At 60.2% G+C, this 14,445-nt stretch carries 14 protein-coding genes; 13 read left to right on the forward strand and 1 reads right to left on the reverse strand.

What is annotated here, in order from left to right:
* Positions 1 to 26: 26 nt before the first annotated feature.
* The 5 genes from trmJ (at position 27) to sseB (ending at position 5,006) form a co-directional block, all read left to right on the forward strand.
* Positions 27 to 770, forward strand: coding sequence for a tRNA (cytosine(32)/uridine(32)-2'-O)-methyltransferase TrmJ (gene trmJ / locus ACL2XN_RS24415; protein ID WP_410013999.1), 744 nt, complete (start codon positions 27 to 29; stop codon positions 768 to 770).
* Between the two features lie 102 nt (positions 771 to 872).
* Positions 873 to 1,373, forward strand: a complete 501-nt coding sequence (iscR, locus tag ACL2XN_RS24420) for a Fe-S cluster assembly transcriptional regulator IscR (protein ID WP_413721180.1) — start codon at positions 873 to 875, stop codon at positions 1,371 to 1,373.
* A 51-nt stretch (positions 1,374 to 1,424) separates the two neighbouring features.
* Positions 1,425 to 2,639 carry an IscS subfamily cysteine desulfurase gene (locus ACL2XN_RS24425; RefSeq protein WP_413721179.1) on the forward strand — a complete coding sequence of 405 codons (1,215 nt, stop codon included), beginning with the start codon at positions 1,425 to 1,427 and terminating at the stop codon, positions 2,637 to 2,639.
* A 155-nt stretch (positions 2,640 to 2,794) separates the two neighbouring features.
* Positions 2,795 to 4,093, forward strand: a complete 1,299-nt coding sequence (gene pepB / locus ACL2XN_RS24430; protein WP_413721178.1) for an aminopeptidase PepB — start codon at positions 2,795 to 2,797, stop codon at positions 4,091 to 4,093.
* A 118-nt stretch (positions 4,094 to 4,211) separates the two neighbouring features.
* The gene (gene sseB, locus ACL2XN_RS24435; RefSeq protein WP_413721177.1) at positions 4,212 to 5,006 is read left to right on the forward strand and encodes an enhanced serine sensitivity protein SseB; all 795 of its coding nucleotides are present in this window, start codon (positions 4,212 to 4,214) and stop codon (positions 5,004 to 5,006) included.
* Positions 5,007 to 5,118: 112 nt separating this feature from the next.
* Here sseB and sseA read toward each other — a convergent pair whose 3' ends face one another.
* On the reverse strand, positions 5,119 to 5,961 hold the full coding sequence (sseA, locus tag ACL2XN_RS24440; protein ID WP_413721176.1) for a 3-mercaptopyruvate sulfurtransferase: 843 nt from the start codon (positions 5,959 to 5,961) through the stop codon (positions 5,119 to 5,121).
* A gap of 498 nt (positions 5,962 to 6,459) precedes the next feature.
* On the opposite strand from sseA, the gene ndk reads away from it, so the two are divergent.
* The 8 genes from ndk (at position 6,460) to bamB (ending at position 14,363) form a co-directional block, all read left to right on the forward strand.
* Positions 6,460 to 6,891, forward strand: a complete 432-nt coding sequence (gene ndk, locus ACL2XN_RS24445) for a nucleoside-diphosphate kinase (protein ID WP_331122459.1) — start codon at positions 6,460 to 6,462, stop codon at positions 6,889 to 6,891.
* A gap of 180 nt (positions 6,892 to 7,071) precedes the next feature.
* Positions 7,072 to 8,268: a bifunctional tRNA (adenosine(37)-C2)-methyltransferase TrmG/ribosomal RNA large subunit methyltransferase RlmN gene (locus tag ACL2XN_RS24450; protein ID WP_410014005.1), complete on the forward strand. Its 1,197-nt coding sequence runs from the start codon at positions 7,072 to 7,074 to the stop codon at positions 8,266 to 8,268.
* A gap of 83 nt (positions 8,269 to 8,351) precedes the next feature.
* Positions 8,352 to 9,107: a type IV pilus biogenesis/stability protein PilW gene (pilW, locus tag ACL2XN_RS24455; RefSeq protein WP_410014006.1), complete on the forward strand. Its 756-nt coding sequence runs from the start codon at positions 8,352 to 8,354 to the stop codon at positions 9,105 to 9,107.
* Positions 9,097 to 10,083: a cytoskeleton protein RodZ gene (rodZ, locus tag ACL2XN_RS24460; protein ID WP_413721175.1), complete on the forward strand. Its 987-nt coding sequence runs from the start codon at positions 9,097 to 9,099 to the stop codon at positions 10,081 to 10,083. Before pilW ends, rodZ begins: the two co-directional genes overlap by 11 nt.
* A 31-nt stretch (positions 10,084 to 10,114) precedes the next feature.
* Entirely contained in the window at positions 10,115 to 11,236 is a 1,122-nt protein-coding gene (gene ispG, locus ACL2XN_RS24465; RefSeq protein WP_413721174.1) for a flavodoxin-dependent (E)-4-hydroxy-3-methylbut-2-enyl-diphosphate synthase, read from the forward strand.
* 23 nt (positions 11,237 to 11,259) lie between these two features.
* Positions 11,260 to 12,534 (forward strand): histidine--tRNA ligase, encoded by a 1,275-nt coding sequence (gene hisS / locus ACL2XN_RS24470; protein ID WP_410014009.1) that lies wholly within the window; start codon positions 11,260 to 11,262, stop codon positions 12,532 to 12,534.
* A 13-nt stretch (positions 12,535 to 12,547) separates the two neighbouring features.
* On the forward strand, positions 12,548 to 13,171 hold the full coding sequence (locus ACL2XN_RS24475; RefSeq protein WP_410014010.1) for a YfgM family protein: 624 nt from the start codon (positions 12,548 to 12,550) through the stop codon (positions 13,169 to 13,171).
* A gap of 10 nt (positions 13,172 to 13,181) precedes the next feature.
* On the forward strand, positions 13,182 to 14,363 hold the full coding sequence (gene bamB, locus ACL2XN_RS24480; RefSeq protein ID WP_410014011.1) for an outer membrane protein assembly factor BamB: 1,182 nt from the start codon (positions 13,182 to 13,184) through the stop codon (positions 14,361 to 14,363).
* Positions 14,364 to 14,445: the final 82 nt, after the last annotated feature.

A 14,445-nucleotide genomic window follows, 5' to 3' on the forward strand; every position in this document is an offset into this window, starting at 1 on the left:
CCATAATTCCTTTGCCTTGAAAGTCTATGCTGCACAATATCCGCGTCGTCCTGGTTGAAACTTCCCACACCGGCAATATCGGTTCCGCCGCCCGGGCCATGAAAACCATGGGATTAAGCAACCTGTATCTGGTCAATCCGCTGACGAAACCCGATTCGCAGGCCATTGCCCTGTCGGCCGGCGCCAGCGACATCATCGGCAACGCCACCCTCGTCGATACCCTGGACGAGGCCCTGGCCGGCTGCAGCCTGGTAGTCGGCACCAGCGCCCGCTCGCGCACCTTGCCCTGGCCGATGCTGGAGCCGCGCGAATGCGGCGTGAAATGCGTGCAGGAAGGCGAGCATGCGCCCGTGGCGCTGCTGTTTGGCCGCGAACGCGTCGGCCTGACCAACGACGAACTGCAAAAATGCCATTTTCATGTGCAGATCCCGGCCAATCCGGAGTACAGTTCCTTAAACCTGGCGATGGCGGTGCAGATCCTGGCCTATGAGGTGCGCATTGCCTTTCTCGAGCGCCAGCAGGCCGGCGTGCCGGAAAACCACGAACCGTCGCCTTACCCGCTGGTGGATGAGCTGGAACGGTTTTACCAGCATCTGGAGCAGGTGCTGGACCAGACCGGTTTTATCCGCAAGGCGCATCCGGGGCAGGTGATGAACAAGCTGCGCCGCCTGTTTGCCCGCGCCCGGCCGGAAAGCCAGGAGCTGCATATATTGCGCGGCATCCTGACCTCCATCGAGCAACAGCATAGGTCTCATGACGGGACACTGTGATATCGGACGGGAATACTTGAGTAAAACGGTTGGTTAAATAGTTGACTAAATTAGTCAGGAATGGCAGACTTTTACGATATTTCACCCACCGGGACCACCATTATGAGACTGACATCCAAAGGCCGTTATGCGGTTACCGCCATGCTCGACGTTGCGCTGCATTCCAACGAGGGGCCAGTTCCCCTCGCTGAAATTTCCGAACGCCAGGGCATTTCCCTCTCTTATCTCGAACAGCTGTTTTCCCGCTTGCGCAAGCATGACCTGGTGGCCAGCGTGCGCGGACCGGGCGGCGGTTATCTGTTGGGCAAGGCGGCGGATCAGATTGCCGTCGGCGCCATTATCACCGCGGTCGATGAATCCGTCGACGCCACCCGTTGCCAGGGAAAAGAAGCCTGTCAAAACGGCGAACGCTGCCTGACCCACACCCTGTGGCGCGATCTCAGCGTGCGCATCAGTGATTTCCTCAATAATATCTCTCTGGCCGAACTGGTCAATAACGAAGAAGTCCTGGACGTGGCCGATCGGCAAAACAACGATATCCGCCGCACCGCTACCGCCAACGGACGTATACAGGAAACCATTAACGTTAATCTGCGCGCATAAGCAGAAATACGACGGCTGCGATATACGCAGTGTTTCAGGGGCATATGAGCAATGAAACTACCGATCTACCTGGATTATTCCGCCACCACGCCAGCCGATCCGCGTGTGGCTGAAAAAATGATGCAGTATCTCACCATGGACGGTACTTTCGGCAATCCCGCTTCCCGCTCGCACCGTTTTGGCTGGCAGGCCGAAGAAGCGGTGGACATTGCGCGCAACCAGATAGCCGAGCTGGTGGGCGCCGACCCGCGCGAAATCGTGTTTACCTCCGGCGCGACAGAATCCGATAACCTGGCGATCAAAGGCGCGGCCACCTTTCACCAAGGGAAAGGCCGCCATATCATCACCAGTCAAACCGAACACAAAGCCGTGCTTGATACCTGCGCCGAGCTTGAGCGCGAGGGTTTCGAGGTCACTTACCTGGCGCCGCAGCGCAACGGTATTATTCTGCTGCAACAGGTGCAGGACGCCATGCGCGCCGACACCATCCTGGTGTCCATCATGCACGTCAACAACGAAATCGGCGTGATACAGGATATCGCCGCGCTCGGCGAGTTGTGCCGCAGCCGCGGCATACTGCTGCATGTGGACGCCACCCAGAGCGTCGGCAAGCTGCCTATCGATCTCAGCCAACTGCACGTTGATCTGATGTCTTTTTCCGGCCATAAAATTTATGGGCCGAAAGGCATCGGCGCGCTGTATGTTTGCCGTAAGCCGCGGGTACGCATTGACGCCCAGATGCATGGCGGCGGCCATGAGCGCGGCATGCGTTCCGGCACGTTGCCGGTGCACCAGATTGTCGGCATGGGCGAGGCCTACCGCATCGCCAAAGAAGAAATGGCTACCGAAACGCCTCGCCTGCGGGCTCTGCGCGACCGCTTGTGGCAGGGGCTGAAGGATATCGAGGAAATCTATCTCAATGGCGACCTGGCGCAGGGCGCGCCAAATATTCTTAACGTCGGTTTTAACTACGTGGATGGCGAATCGCTTATCATGGCGTTAAAGGATCTGGCGGTGTCGTCCGGGTCCGCCTGCACGTCCGCCAGCCTGGAGCCGTCCTACGTGCTACGCGCCCTGGGCGTGGAAGACGAGCTGGCCCACAGCTCCATTCGTTTTTCGCTCGGGCGTTATACCACCGCGGAAGAGATCGACTACGCCATCCAGGTGGTGCATCAGGCCATCGGCCGCCTGCGTGAGCTTTCGCCGCAGTGGGGCATGTACAAACAGGGCGCGCAGCGCAGCGGCGCCGACTGGGTCCGCCGCTAAGCGGCTCCTGTCATCTCCTTGTCATCCCGGCTGGTCATCCTGGCCGGTGATAACGTCCGCCCTTTCAGGTAATATCCTGTCAAATCACGATTAACCGTCACCGCGCGGGATACGCACGGCATGGGATTAAACATAAAAACTCTAGGAGCCTGGTTATGACAACCGAAGCGATGCCGGTGATGCTGGCAACCACCCCCGCCGACGCCCGCTGGGGCGAAAAAGCGCTGCTGAGCGTGAACGATCGCGGCATGACCATCCACCTGACGGGTGAAAACCGTCTGGCGGCGATCCAGCGCGCGGCGCGCAAAATCGACGGGCAGGGCGTCAGGCATGTGCGCCTCGACGGCGAACTCTGGGACCTCGAGGGCTGCTGGTCCTTTTGGCAAGGCTATCGCGGGCCGAAGGGACAGCGCGAGGTATCCTGGCCCGAGCTTGACGCCGCGGCCAGGCTGGAGCTGGATAACCGGCTGAAGATCATCGACTGGGTACGCCACACCATTAATACCCCGGCGGAAGAGCTGGGGCCGGAACAGCTGGCGCAGCGCGCGGTGGATATCATGTGCTCCGTCGCCTGCGACGACATCAGCTATAAGATCACCAAGGCCGAGGATTTGCGCGACAAAAACTATATGGGCTTGCACACCGTCGGCCGTGGTTCCGATCGCCAGCCGGTGCTGCTGTCGCTGGACTATAACCCGGGCGGCAATCCCGACGCGCCGGTGCTGGCCTGCCTGGTGGGGAAAGGCATTACCTTCGATACCGGCGGCTATAGCCTGAAAGGCAGCAGCTTTATGGATTCGATGAAGTCCGATATGGGCGGCGCGGCCACGGTGACCGGCGCGCTGGCGCTGGCCATCGCCCGCGGCCTGAAACAGCGCGTGCGTCTTTATCTGTGCTGCGCCGATAATATGGTCAGCGGCAACGCCTTCAAGTTAGGCGATATCATCCGCTATCGTAACGGTAAGAGCGTCGAGGTGATGAATACCGACGCCGAGGGGCGGCTGGTGCTGGCGGACGGCCTGATCGACGCGTCGGCGAAAAAACCGCGCATTATCATCGACTGCGCCACGCTGACCGGCGCCGCCAAGACCGCGCTGGGCAATGATTTCCACGCCTTATTCAGCTTTGACGATGTCCTGGCCCAATCGTTGCTGGAGAGCGCGGCGGCGGAAAACGAACCGTTCTGGCGCCTGCCGCTGGCGGAGTTCCATCGCGCGCAGCTGCCGTCCAATTTCGCCGACCTGAGCAACGTGGCGGGCGCGGCGCATAGCGCCGGCGCCAGCACCGCCGCGGCGTTCCTGTCGCACTTTGTCGAAAACTACCGTCAGGGCTGGCTGCATATCGACTGTTCCGCGACCTATCGCAAGAGCGCCGTGGACCAGTGGTCGGCCGGCGCCACCGGACTGGGCGTCCGCACCCTGGCCAACCTGTTGCTGGCCCAGGCGGCGGAATAATAGGGCATTTGGCGGCACACCGGCGGCCCTGAGGCCGGTTATGCTGTCGCTTTGGTTTTCCCTGGCCGCCGTGCGGTGACCCTGCCGGCGGCCGGGACGTGATTGCAGGAAATACGTCATGAAAGCATCCCTCGATAATGCGCTGGAACAGGCGCTGGCGCTGGCGGCCAACGAGCCGGCCCATCGTCCGGCCTTTTTCAGCCTGTTGCTGGAATCCACGGTGTATGTCCTCGGCGACGCGGGGGACGGCTGGATTGCCGGCGCCGCCCGCCACGACGGGGAACAGCCGGTCAATTTGCAGCACTGGGAAAAACCGGACGGCACCACCGCCATTCCTTTTTTTACCTCACTTGACGCACTGCAACAGGCCGTGAGCCAGACCCAGCCGTTCCTGGCGCTGCCCGCCCGCACCCTGTTTGCCATGACCGCCGGCGCGGAGCTGTTCCTGAACCCTAAGCTGCCGTACGGCAAAGCCTTCGGGCCGGATGAAATTACCGCCCTTATGATGAATGAAGGCGACGCCTTGACCGAGCGGGAGATCCTGGAGGGCGAAATGCGTATTACGCTAAGCGATCCGGCGGAAAAACCCGCGCAGATGATCGACTCGCTCACCCGGCTATTCGCGGATATCAAGCAGGTGCGCCGGGCGTTTGTCGTCCAGGTGCAGGACTCCCCGCAGGAGAAGCCGCACTGGCTGATTGGGCTGGAGTGCGAGGGCGATGAGGAAGCGACCATCCAGGCGGTGGGGCGGGTTGCCACCGATACCGCGCCGGACGAGGAGCCGGTGGATATCTGCCTGGTCGGACAGGAGGAACCGGGCATCAGCCACTACTTTATCCATCATATTACGCCGTTTTACGAGCGCAAATGGGGCAGTTGGCTGCGCACCGTGCGCGACAGCGGCAAACATTGACATCGCGTCCCCGCGCCCGCGCCGGGGGCGCCGCCTGTGACGGCAAAACACTGCCGGCGCGCTACGCGTTATTCTTCCTGCCCGCCATGCCCGTTTCGGACGTCACGCCAACTCAGTCGGCGACGGGGACATCGTCCCGACCGCCCCATTCGCTCCAGGACCCGTCGTACAGCGCCACATCCTCCACCCCCAGGGCCGTCAGCGCCAGCACCACCACCGCGGCGGTAACACCGGACCCGCAGCTGGCCACCAGCGGCCGGCGCAAATCCACCCCCGCATCGGCGAACAGCGCCCGCAGCGCGTCAGCGGATTTTAACCGCCCGTCCGCCACCAGCGTGTTCCAGGGCACATTGACGCTGCCGGGGATATGGCCCATGCGCAGGCCGGGACGCGGTTCAGGCGCCTGTCCGCTGAAGCGGGCGGCGGGGCGGGCATCGACAATCTGCGCCGACCGTCCGGCGATGAGGCGCCGCATCTGGGCTATATCCCGGACTTTGTCCGCGGCAAACCGGCCCGTAAAGACGCCCGGCGCCGCGGGCACCGGACCCTGCGCCAGCGGCAGGCCGGCCTGCCGCCACCCCGCCAGTCCGCCCGCCAGCAACGACACCTGTCCGACGCCGGCAATACGCAGCATCCACCATACCCTGGGCGCGGAAAACAGCGAGCCGTCGTCGTAAATCACCAGGTGCTGGTCATCGCTGATGCCCAACTGCGCCATGTCGCGGGCAAAATCCTCCGGGCGCGGCAGCATATGGGGCAGGGGGCTGGCGTTGTCCGAGAGGGCTTCCACATCAAAAAAAACCGCCCCCGGCAAATGTCCGTCGAGATACTCCTGATAAAGGTCGCGCGGCCCCTGGTAGCCTGGCGGCAGCATACGGGCATCGATAACCCTTACCTCGGGATCGTCCAGGCGCTCGGCCAGCCAGTCTGGGGCAACAAACAGGGATGAATTCATGCGGGCTCTCCGGTAACGGCCCGGCGGGCGCAGAGGCGCCCGCCGCGCAGCGGTAAGATAACCGGCATTGTCAGCGATTTTTCCGCGCCGGACAAGAGGAAGACGGCGCTGGCCGCCGCCGTTATCCGCATGCCGGCGCCGAAACCGGCTTTGCACGGCCTAAACGCGGAAAATGACGGATAGGACGCGTTTTCGTCCCGATGATAATGTTAACGTCCTGCGCATAAATTGCGTCGGCCTCAAGCACTTAGCCCACGTCGGCGTCCCGGCGGGACAATCTCGCCGGTTGGATGAAAATTACGCTAGAATTTATTTTTTATTTATGGAAAATAGAATAGCCCCTTGAAAAGTAGGGAATAAGCTGCATTTTTTTTAATGGAATGTTGCATTTCTGGTAGGCAAGCGGCTGTCCGATCCCTATAATCTGCGCCACTTAAACAGGCCGGCATAACAACTGATTAACCCGGTCTTCCATTGCTGTGTAACATAGAGGTCATAATGTCGATAGAACGTACTTTATCCATCTTAAAACCCAATGCGGTGGCAAAGAATGCCATTGGCGCGATTTTTAACCGTTATGAAAGCGCCGGTTTTACTCTGGTTGCAGCAAAAATGTTGCACCTTACCCGCGAACAGGCTGAAGGTTTTTACGCCGAGCACCAGGGCAAACCCTTCTTTGATGGACTGGTGGGTTTTATGATCTCCGGACCGGTTATGGTCCAGGTACTGGAAAGTGAAAACGCCGTGCACCGTCACCGCGACATCATGGGCGCCACCAACCCGGCCAACGCCCTGGCCGGCACCCTGCGCGCCGACTACGCAGACAGCTTTACCGAAAACGCGGTGCATGGTTCCGACTCGGCGGAATCCGCCGCGCGGGAAATTGCTTATTTCTTCAGTGATGACGAAATCTGCCCGCGCACACGCTAAGCGTCGCGCATTATCGATAAAAAAGCCGGGCTTATGCTTTTAAGCCGCGCGGCTCTGCGCTAAAATCTATTTCCAATGCGCCCCGGATCAGGAGTTGACGAGGAGTTAGTCCGCACTCTCTCCGGGGCTTTTTTTATCTTTTCCACGCCATAACGTGTAATAACGAGGCATTTCTACATTATGTCAGAACAACTTATCACCGCGGCAGTCTCGGACGCCTTGTCCGACGCGCCCGCATCGGCGCCACCGGCTGGCGCGTCCGCCCATCAAAAACTGAACCTGCTGGACATGAACCGCCAGCAGATGCGGGAATTCTTCGCCGGCCTGGGTGAAAAACCCTTTCGCGCCGATCAGGTGATGAAGTGGATGTATCACTATTGCTGCGATGATTTCGACCAGATGACCGACATCAACAAACATCTGCGCGCCAGGTTAAAAGAGCTGACCGAAATCCGCGCGCCCGAAGTGGCGACCGAGCAGCGCTCCACCGACGGCACCATCAAATGGGCCATCAAGGTCGGCGACCAGCAGGTGGAAACGGTCTATATCCCGGAAGACGATCGCGCCACCCTGTGCGTGTCGTCGCAGGTGGGCTGCGCGCTGCAATGCACTTTCTGCTCCACGGGCCAGCAGGGGTTCAACCGCAACCTGCGCGTATCGGAAATTATCGGCCAGGTATGGCGCGCCGCCAGGATTATCGGCGCCGTCGGCGTCACCGGCCAGCGTCCGATCACCAACGTGGTGATGATGGGCATGGGCGAACCGCTGCTGAACCTCAACAATGTGGTGCCGGCAATGGAAATCATGATGGACGATTTTGGCTTCGGCCTGTCCAAGCGCCGGGTGACGCTGTCGACCTCGGGCGTGGTGCCGGCGTTGGATAAGCTCGGTGAAATGATTGACGTGGCGCTGGCTATTTCCCTGCACGCGCCCACCGATGCCATCCGTGATGAAATCGTGCCGATTAATAAAAAGTACAATATCGAAACGTTCCTCGGCTCGGTGCGGCGTTACCTGGATAAATCCAATGCCAACCAGGGACGGGTCACGGTGGAATACGTCATGCTGGATCATATCAACGACGGCACTGAACATGCCCACCAACTGGCGGAATGCCTGAAAGACACGCCGTGCAAGATCAACCTGATCCCCTGGAATCCCTTCCCCGGGGCGCCCTACGGCCGTAGTTCCAACAGCCGCATCGATCGGTTTTCAAAAGTATTAATGGAATATGGTTTTACCACGATCGTGCGTAAGACCCGGGGCGACGATATCGACGCCGCCTGCGGCCAGCTGGCCGGCGACGTCATCGATCGCACCAAAAGAACGCTGCGCAAGCGTATGGCGGGCCAGCCGATCGACGTCAAGGCGGTTTGACGCCGGGAAACGGCATCGGGATTGAGTCCGCGCGCCTTGATTAACGGCATGGACGCTCACAGAACAGGATAAAGGGAACAAGCATGACGCTGACGCGGTTAAGTGGGATAGCAGCAGTAGTGGTTATTGCCTTATTGAATGGATGCGCCGGCGAAAAACCGCCGACCGATGTTTCCGCCCAGTCCGCGCAAACGCGTTTGCAGCTGGGCATGGAGTACCTGGCCGCCAATAACCTTGACGCGGCGCGGCAAAATCTCGCCAAGGCGGTCAAAGCGGCGCCGGACGATTACCGTACGCAGCTGGGCATGGCGCTTTATGAGCAGCGGGTCGGTGAAAACGACGCCGCTGACAGCCGTTACCGGCTGGCGCTGAAACTGGCGCCGCAAAACGCCACTGTTCTGAATAATTACGGTGCGTTTTTATGTAGTTTAGGGCAGTATGTACCGGCGCAACAACAGTTTGCCGCCGCGGCGCAAGCGGCGGATTATGGTCTGGTTGCCGACAGCCTGGAAAACGCCGGTTATTGCTTTTATAAGGCCGGCCAAAAAGAAGAGGCGCGGACGTTGCTCAGCCGCGCGCTAAAATACGATCCGGAGAAAGGCGTGCCTTTGCTGGCGGAAGCAGACCGGCAATTCAGTGAAGGGAAAGGCGACAAAGCACAACTATTATTGGATGTTTATCAGCATATTCTTCCGGCAAGCGCTGAAAGTTTATGGTTACAGATTCGTTTCGCTGCGTTAGCGGGACGCCAGAATGACGTACAACGTTATGGCGCACGGCTTGCGCGAAGTTTTCCACAATCTAAACAGTACCAGCAGTTCCTAGCTAATGAATACTGAAGCCCTCCAAGATCAAGCAGTACCGACGACGACAGGCGGACGCCTGCGTCAGGCCCGTGAACAAATGGGTTTGAGCCAGCAGGCCGTGGCGGAACGCCTGTGCCTGAAGGTCACTACCGTCAGGGAAATAGAAGAGGATAAAGCCAACCCCAACCTGGCCTCGACCTTTTTACGCGGCTACATCCGCTCCTATGCCCGATTGGTCCATGTCTCTGAGGAAGAACTCCTGCCGATGATGGCGAAACAGGCGCCGATCCGGGCCTCGAAGGTTGCTCCGATGCAGAGTTTTTCCCTCGGGAAAACCCGCAAAAAACGGGACGGCTGGCTGATGGGGTTCACCTGGCTGATTTTATTCGTGGTCATCGGCCTGACCGGCGCGTGGTGGTGGCAAAATCACCAGGCGCAGCAGCAGGATATTACCGATATGGCCGATCAGTCCTCCAACCGGCTTGCGACGGGGGCGGATAGCGATAATACCGCCGCCGCCCAGAACGGCGGCGACAATACGTCCACCGACGAGGTGGGGCAACCCCCCGCCGACCAGCCTGCGGAGAGCGAAGCGCATTCGGTGCCGCTAGCCCAGTCGCCCGCCGCGGCGCAGCCAGCAACGCCCCAGCCCGCCACGCCCCAGGGCGCGGCCGTGCCGGCCCCCAACAGCGCGGCAAGCTCCGCCCCCACGCCCGCCCCGGCTGAATCACAGCCCGCGCCGGCGCCGTCCGACACCACCGCCGGCGGCGGACTGGTGATGAATTTTACCGCGGATTGCTGGCTCGAAGTCTCGGATGCCAGCGGCAAGAAGCTGTTCAGCGGCACCCAGCGCAGCGGCGGCAAGCTTAACCTGGCGGGTCAGGCCCCCTATAAATTGAAAATCGGCGCGCCGGCCGCGGTACAGATTGAGTTCCAGGGCAAGCCGGTTGATCTTAGCCGTTATGTCAGGTCAAACCAGGTTGCCCGATTTACAATAGCGGCTAACTAAGCTTCTGTTCGGCAATTATGGAGAGAACATAATGCATAATAAAGCACCCATTAACCGCCGCAAATCGACCCGGATTAACGTAGGCAACGTGCCCATCGGCGACGGCGCGCCTATTGCCGTGCAGTCGATGACCAATACCCGCACCACCGACGTGGCGGCGACGGTGAAGCAAATCCAGGCGCTTGAGCGCGTGGGCGTCGATATCGTGCGCGTTTCCGTACCCACCATGGATGCGGCGGAGGCTTTCCGGCTTATCAAGCAGCAGGTCAATGTTCCCCTGGTGGCCGATATCCATTTTGATTACCGCATCGCGCTGAAAGTGGCGGAGTACGGCGTCGATTGCCTGCGCATCAATCCCGGCAATATCGGCAGCGAGGCGCGCATCCGCTCGGTGGTGGACTGCGCCCGCGATAAAAACATCCCGATCCGCATCGGCGTCAACGCCGGCTCGCTGGAGCGGGATATCCAGGAAAAGTATGGCGAACCCACGCCCGAGGCCCTGCTGGAATCGGCCATGCGCCATGTGGATATCCTGGAAAAACTGAATTTCGACCAGTTTAAGGTCAGCGTCAAGGCGTCCGACGTTTTCCTGGCGGTGCAGTCCTACCGCCTGCTGGCCGCGCGCATCGAGCAGCCCCTGCATCTGGGCATTACCGAAGCGGGCGGCATGCGCAGCGGCTCGGTGAAATCCGCCATCGGCCTGGGGATGCTGCTGAGCGAGGGCATCGGCGACACCCTGCGTATCTCGCTGGCGGCCGACCCGGTTGAGGAAGTGAAGGTGGGATTCGATATCCTCAAGTCCCTGCGCATCCGCGCGCGCGGCATCAATTTTATCGCCTGCCCGACCTGCTCGCGGCAGGAGTTTGATGTCATCGGCACCGTCAACGCCCTCGAACAGCGCCTGGAGGACATTGTCACGCCGATGGACATCTCGATTATCGGCTGCGTGGTCAACGGTCCGGGCGAAGCCCTGGTCTCGACCATCGGCGTTACCGGCGGCCATAATAAAAGCGGTTTCTATGAAGACGGCGTGCGCCAGCGGGATCGTTTTGATAACGAGCAGATGATAGATCAGCTCGAGGCTAAAATTCGCGCTAAGGCGGCAATGCTTGATGAAAGCAATCGCATTACCGTTAATTTGATTGATAAGTAACTCAAAACCCGAAGAGAATCGACATGGCAAAGAACATCCAGGCCATTCGCGGCATGAACGACTATTTGCCGGAAGATACGGCTGTCTGGCAGCGCATTGAAGGCACGCTTAAGAACGTCCTGGCCGGTTACGGTTATAGCGAAATTCGCCTGCCCATCGTTGAGCAGACGCCCTTGTTCAAGCGCGCCATCGGCGAGGTAACCGATGTCGTGGAAAAAGAGATGTACACCTTCGAGGATCGCAACGGCGAAAGCCTGACGCTGCGCCCGGAAGGCACGGCGGGCTGCGTGCGCGCGGGGATTGAACACGGCTTGCTGTACAACCAGGAACAGCGGTTGTGGTATATTGGCCCGATGTTCCGCTATGAGCGCCCGCAAAAAGGCCGCTATCGCCAGTTCCATCAGCTGGGCGTCGAGGTGTTCGGCCTGGCGGGGCCGGATGTCGATGCGGAGCTGATTTTGCTGACCGCGCGCTGGTGGCGGGCGCTGGGCATCGACGGACATGTGGCGCTGGAACTGAATTCCATCGGCTCGCTGGACGCGCGCGCGCGGTATCGCGAGGCGCTGGTGGCTTTCCTCGAGCAGCATGAGGAGGCGCTGGACGATGATTGCCGCCGGCGCATGCATACCAATCCGCTGCGCGTACTTGACTCCAAAAATGCCGGCATCCAGGCCTTGCTGAACGATGCGCCGGTCTTGACCGACTACCTTGACGACGAGTCGCGCGAACACTTTGACGGCCTGTGTGAACTTTTAGCGCGGGCCGGTATCCCATATACGGTTAATCCGCGTTTAGTGCGCGGCCTGGATTATTATAACCGTACCGTTTTTGAATGGGTCACCACCAGCCTTGGCGCGCAGGGCACCGTCTGCGCCGGCGGCCGTTACGACGGGCTGGTCGAGCAACTGGGCGGGCGCGCCACGCCGGCGGTAGGGTTTGCCATGGGGCTGGAGCGCCTGGTGCTGCTGGTGCGGGAAGCGAACCCGCAGTTCAAGCCCAGGGCGGTGGTGGATGTCTACCTCATTTCCTCCGGCAATGAGACCCAGGGCGCGGCAATGGCGCTGGCGGAGCAAATCCGCGACGCCTTGCCCGACCTGCGGTTAATGACCAATTACGGCGGCGGTAATTTTAAGAAGCAGTTCGGCCGGGCCGACAAATGGGGCGCGCGCCTGGCCCTGGTGCTCGGTGAGGACGAAGTCGCCGCCCAACAGGTGGTGATGAAGAATTTGGCCACGGGCGACCAGGAAACGCTGGCGCAAAGCGATGTCGCGGCGCGCCTGGCATCGATATTAGGTTAAGGAGAAGGACCACGTGGAAGTCTACAGCTCGGAAAACGAACAGCGCGAAGCGCTCAGTCGGTTCTTTGCGGATAACGGTAAAGCGCTGGTTATCGGCGTGGTCATCGGTATCGCCGCGTTGGTGGGCTGGCGTTATTGGCATAACCATCAAAATGACGCCATGATGGCGTCGTCTGCGTCATGGCAGCAGGTGAACACGGCGCTGACCCACGACGCCGCCCCGCCCGCCGTCGACGCAGCGCAGAAATTCGCCGACGCCAACAACAATAATTATGGCGCCCTGACCTCCATGGATCTGGCGCGTTTTTATGTGGATAACGGTAATTTCGCCGCCGCCGAAAAGCAGCTGCAAAAAGCGCTGACCCAGACCAATGAAGAAAACCTGCAGGCGCTGATAAACATTCGTCTGGCGCGTGTCCAGATCGAGGCGAAAAACGTCGATGGCGCGCTGAAGACCCTGGAAAAAGAAACGCATGCCGGCTGGTCGGCATTAGTGGAAGATGCCCGTGGCGACGCGCAGGTCATCAAAGGCAATAATCAAGCGGCGCGTGAAGCGTACGATAAAGCGCTTAAAGCGAACCCGCCTCAGGCATTACAAGCCTTGTTGCGCATGAAACTGAATAACCTGTCCAGCTAAGAGGGACCCCATGCAATTGCGTAAAACATTTTTCGTAGGTCTGATTTCCGTTGCCTTGCTCAGCGGCTGTTCCTGGTTTAGCGGTGAAGAAGATGTGGTGACCATGTCCCCGCTGCCGAAAGTGGACAATCAGTTTCAGCCTACCCAGGTATGGAGCCGCTCGGTCGGTAATGGTACCGGCGAGTTTTACTCCAACCTGCGTCCCGCCTGGCAGGATAACCGCGTGTTCGCCGCGGACCGCCGCGGTACCGTAACCGCGATGGATATTGATACCGGCAAGGAAATCTGGTCGGTGGACCTGTCGGAAAAGACCGGCTTCCTGTCGCGTAATCTTCCCGCGCTGTTATCCGGCGGCCTGGCCGTGGCCAACGGGCATGTTTTCGTCGGCAGCGAAAAGGCCCAGGTCTATGCGCTGAACGCCGAGGACGGCACCATCGCCTGGCAGGCCAAGGTGGCGGGCGAAGCCTTGTCGACGCCGGTGGTCAGCGACGGCCTGGTGCTGGTCCATACCAGCAACGGCATGCTGCAGGGTCTTAACGAAACCGACGGCGCCGTGAAGTGGACGGTTAACCTCGATATGCCGCCGCTGACCCTGCGCGGCGAATCGGCGCCTACGCCGGCGTTTGGCGCGGCCATCGTCGGCGGCGATAACGGCCGGGTCAGCGCGGTGATGATGACCCAGGGCCAGCTGATCTGGCAGCAGCGTATTTCCCAGCCGAGCGGCGCGACGGAAATCGCGCGTCTCGGTGATGTCAACATGACGCCGGTGGTGGTCAATAACGTGGTCTACGCGTTGGCCTATAACGGCAACCTGGCGGCGCTGGATCTGCGTTCCGGGCAAATTATCTGGCGCCGTGAAATCGGTTCGGTCAACGATCTTATCGTCGAAGGCGGCCGCATTTACCTGGTCGATCAGGACGATCGCCTGATTGCGCTGGATACCCAGGGCGGCGTTACCCTGTGGCGCCAAAGCGAGCTGCTGCACCGCAACCTGACGTCGCCGGTGCTGTTCGACGGGTATATCGTCGTTGGCGACTCGGAGGGCTATATGCACTGGATCAATACCGACGACGGACGTTTTGTCGCGCAGGTTAAGGTGGACAGCTCCGGCTTGCAAAGCAATCCGGTGGTTGCCGGCGGCAAGCTGCTGTTGCAGGCCAACGGCGGCGAGGTGTACGCCTTTACCCGCTAATGCCTGTGCTTATCCGCCGCTGACGTCTGGGCGCGCGGGTCATTAACGGCTCCTGACATGTTCAGGAGCCGTTTTGTCTTAT

This window comes from Sodalis sp. RH22 (genome assembly GCF_047324165.1).
Taxonomy (GTDB): domain Bacteria; phylum Pseudomonadota; class Gammaproteobacteria; order Enterobacterales; family Enterobacteriaceae; genus Acerihabitans.